Source organism: Romboutsia sp. 13368 (assembly GCF_018336475.1).
Classification (GTDB): domain Bacteria; phylum Bacillota; class Clostridia; order Peptostreptococcales; family Peptostreptococcaceae; genus Romboutsia.
On sequence record NZ_CP048741.1, the window covers coordinates 1,357,280 to 1,361,744 of the forward strand.

The 4,465-nt window shown below is 26.6% G+C and carries 3 protein-coding genes and 1 pseudogene; all 4 read right to left on the minus strand.

Annotation, left to right across the window (positions count from 1 at the left end):
* Nucleotides 1–97: 97 nt before the first annotated feature.
* Complete coding sequence (locus G3997_RS05505; RefSeq protein ID WP_296644130.1) at nucleotides 98–1,918, minus strand: ABC transporter ATP-binding protein; 1,821 nt, start codon at nucleotides 1,916–1,918, stop codon at nucleotides 98–100.
* The gene (locus G3997_RS05510) at nucleotides 1,908–3,641 is read right to left on the minus strand and encodes an ABC transporter ATP-binding protein (RefSeq protein WP_296644133.1); all 1,734 of its coding nucleotides are present in this window, start codon (nucleotides 3,639–3,641) and stop codon (nucleotides 1,908–1,910) included. The genes G3997_RS05505 and G3997_RS05510 overlap by 11 nt, the downstream gene beginning before the upstream one ends.
* A 35-nt stretch (nucleotides 3,642–3,676) precedes the next feature.
* The gene (locus tag G3997_RS05515) at nucleotides 3,677–4,120 is read right to left on the minus strand and encodes a MarR family winged helix-turn-helix transcriptional regulator (protein ID WP_296644137.1); all 444 of its coding nucleotides are present in this window, start codon (nucleotides 4,118–4,120) and stop codon (nucleotides 3,677–3,679) included.
* 248 nt (nucleotides 4,121–4,368) lie between these two features.
* Nucleotides 4,369–4,465: pseudogene (locus tag G3997_RS11900) on the minus strand (DMT family transporter); the annotation flags it as partial.

A 4,465-nucleotide genomic window follows, 5' to 3' on the forward strand; every position in this document is an offset into this window, starting at 1 on the left:
TAAAATTAAAATTAAATATGTTGTAAATATATGGTTAAATTAAATATAAAATATTTCATATAAAAAAATAATTCCCATTATTAATGGGAATTATTCCTTATATACTAAGTCCACTTCTAAATTGACTATTATAAAGATTTGCATAGAATCCTTTAGACTCTAGAAGTTCATCATGAGTTCCTTTTTCAATTATTTCTCCATCTTTTACAGCTAAAATTACATCTGCATTTTTTATAGTACTTAATCTATGAGCTATTATAAATGTAGTTTTACCTTCCATTAAATTAACCATAGCATTTTGTATGTGTACTTCTGTTCTAGTATCTATAGATGAAGTTGCCTCATCAAGTATAAGTATTGATGATTTAGAAAGTATTGCTCTTGCTATTGCTAATAATTGTCTTTGCCCTTGTGATAAGTTACTTCCATTATCACTAAGCACTGTGTCGTATCCATCTTCTAGTTGCATAATAAAGTGATGTGCATTTGCAAGTTTTGCTGCCTTTATAATTTCTTCATCAGTTGCATTTAAATTTCCATATCTTAAATTTTCTCTTATACTTATTGAGAATAAATAAGTATCTTGTAATACTACAGCAACTGATTTTCTTAAACTTTCCATAGTTATATTATCTATATTTACACCATCTATAGTTATAGCTCCACTATCTATGTGATAAAACTTATTTAATAAGTTTATTATAGTAGTTTTACCAGAACCTGTTGGACCTACTATTGCTATAGTTTGACCTTTATGTGCAGTTAAATTTATTTTATTTAAAATTTTCTTACTTTCATTATAAGAGAAATCAACATTTTCTAACTTAACTTCACCATCTAACTTTTCTACATCTATAGCATCTTTATTATCTACTTCTGCTTCTTCATCCATTACTTCAAATACTCTTTCTGCTCCTGCAAGTGCTCCTTGTAATGAGTTAGATATATTAAGTATTTGGTTTATTGGTTGGTTAAAGTTTCTCATATATAATATTATCGAGAATATTACCCCAACAGTTATATCCATACCTTTTAAAAGGAATATACCTCCAGAAATAGCTAATATTAAATATGTTAAGTTATTTATAAAGTTGTTTATAGGTCCCATACATCCTGATATAGCTTCTGCTAGTATTGAGTTTTTAGTTATCTTTTTATTTATTTCACTAAACTCTTTTTTTACTTTTTCTTCTTGAGAAAATAATAAAACAGCCTTTTGCCCTGAAACCATTTCCTCTATATATCCATTAAGCTCACCTAAACAACTTTGCTTTTTAATAAATATTGGTTGAGTATATTTTATTAAACTTCTAGTTGCAAGTATTGTAATAGGTGTTGTAATTAAACCTATTATAGTCAATGTTTTATTTAGCATAAGCATTGCTATAAGCATACCAACTATATTTATAGTTCCTGAAATTAATTGAGTTATACTTTGTGATAAAGTCATATTTATATTATCTATATCATTTGTAAGTCTACTCATTAAATCTCCACTTGAGTGAGTATCAAAATATTTTAATGGTAGGTGTTGCATTTTTTCATATAAATCTTTTCTTATTTCTGCTGAAGTATTTTGAGCTATACTTACCATTAGTCTATTTTGTACAAATGTAGATAGTGTTGCCACTAGATACATAAATATAAGTACTATACATATTCTAAATAAACCACTTATATCTCCTACTGATATATACTTATCTACTATTTCTCCATTTAATTTTGTACCCATTATACTTATTAATGTAGTCATTACACAAAATACAAAGATAAGTAAAAGAGATACTTTTTTATTTCCTATATATTTTAATATTCTAAAAGTTGTTTCTTTAGGATTATTTAATTTTTCATTACTTTTTTCAAAAGCAATTCCTGGTCCTCTTCTTATATTCATTTGCGGTACTGATTTAGCTGACAATCTCAAGCACCTCCTCACCTAATTGTGATACAGCTATACTTCTGTATATTTCACTTTCTTTTAGTAATTCTTTATGTGTTCCTACATTAGCTATTTTCCCATCATCCATTACTATTATCTTATCTGCATCCATAACACCAGATATTCTCTGTGCTATAACTATTACAGTAGAATCTTTCATAGTTTCTTTTATAGAATTTTGAAGTTTTGCTTCTGTTGCCATATCTAATGCACTTGATGAATCATCCATTATAAATATCTTTGGATTTCTTATTAATGTTCTAGCAATAGAAAGACGTTGTTTTTGTCCTCCAGATAAATTCTTAGCTCTTTGTTCTACTTCACTATTAAATTTATCTTCTTTATTATTAATAAATTCATAAGCTTGAGCATTAACTGCACTATCAATTATCATATCTTTAGATGCATTTTCGTTACCAAATTTAATGTTACTTTCAATAGTTCCACTAAATAATATATTTTCTTGAAGTACTATCCCTATATTTTCTCTAAGTTGACTTAAACTGATATCTTTTATATTAGTTTTACCAATTAAAATTTCACCTTTAGTTACATCATATAATCTTGGTATTAAATTTACAAATGAACTCTTTCCACAACCAGTTGATCCTATAATTCCTATAGTTTCTCCTTGCTTAGCAGTGAAAGATATATTTTCTAATACATATTCACTGTGTTCATTATATCTAAATGATACATCTTTAAATTCAATATCAAAGTTATCTACACTCTTAGTTTCTTCTTTATCTTTTATACTAGTTTCAGTTTCAAATACCTCATTTATTCTAGTAGCAGATGCCTTAGCTCTTGAATAACTTATAATTATTCCAATAACCATAACTACCGAACTCATTATTTGAAGTAAGTAATTTATAAATGCAACAATCTTACCTATTTCTAAATCTCCTGTATTTACCATATTRCCACCAAACCATAATACAGCAACAACTGACAAGTTCATTATTAAAGTAGCCATAGGCCATAATATTAAGTTTCTATTTTGAGACTTAATACTAGTATTCATAAGTTCTTCGTTTTCTTTTTTAAATCTAGCATTTTGAGTTTTTTCTATTGCAAATGCTTTTATTACTTTAACTCCCAGTATACTTTCTCTCATTACAGTATTTACATTATCAATTTTTTGTTGAACCTTAGTAAATARTGGGAATGATTTYTTTAATATAAATACCATAGCAACTGCTATAATAGGTATTGCTACTAAAAGTACCGTAGATAATTTAGGGCTAAGTGTATATGCCATAATTAATCCACCAATTGCAAGAAGAGGTGATCTTATCATTCCTCTAAGTGCCATATTAGTCATCATTTGTACTTGAGTTACATCATTTGTAAGTCTTGTTATTAATGATGAAGTTTTAAGTTTATCTAACTCTATAAATGATAATGTTTGTATTTTATCAAATAAACCTTGTCTTAATTCCTGACCTAAGTTCATAGACGCAGCTGATGCAAAAAATGAACATGCAGCCCCTCCTATTAAACCTAATACCGCTGCAATAATCATTTGTAAACCAATGTGAAGTACATAGTTTAAATCCCCATTTGCCACACCTACATCTATTATTTTAGATARTAGMGTTGGCTGAAGTAAATCCATTGCTACTTCTAAACACATTGCTAGTGGGGCAAGTATTGCACATAAAACTGCAGATCCTTTTAAGTATCTAAAAAGTTTTATCAAAATATATCTCCTCCTTTTTATTTAATTATTCTATTTTATTTTTTAWTTTTTAATAAGTTTTCATACAATCTATTTAAAGTATTTATTGCATCAATTCTTTCTTCTTTTGAAAAGCCATCAAAGCACATTTCATCTAGTTCTAAAAATATTTTTTCAACATTTTTCTGAGCTTCTATTCCTTTTTCTGTTAAAAATACATTTAATATTCTTTTGTCCTTTGGATTTCTTTCTCTATATATAAGCTCTTCTTTTTCCATAGATGATAATATACTTGTAGCTGTAGCAGGTTCAATTTTACAGCAAGTAGCAATTTCTCTTTGACTACAACCAGGATTATTAATTATATAATCTAATAACTTTGGTTTTCCTTCTGTTAAATCTACTTTTTGAAATTCTCTTTTAGCCATTTTTCTGTGAATTTTATTTAATCTAATTAAACTACCATGTAGTGTATTACCTCTTATATGATTATTTGACATTGTCATCACTCCATTTCAAATTAATTAGTTATCTAATCATTAGATATCTAACTAATTATAGTTTATCAAATTCTTAGCTTTATGTAAATGAAATTTATATTCATATATAAATTATCTATCTTATAATATAGTTGCATATAAAAAATGTACCTTAAAACAATTTAGATAATGTATAAAAGTCTACTAATCATTTTAAGATACACTTTATATTTTTTATCCATTTTAATCCTCATCTATAGCTTCTATACTAACTTTTGTCTATATATAAAAAATCCTATAAATGGAACAATAACAACATTTACAGCTGTTAAAAATGCATTTTTTGATGGAGTAGTATATACAAGA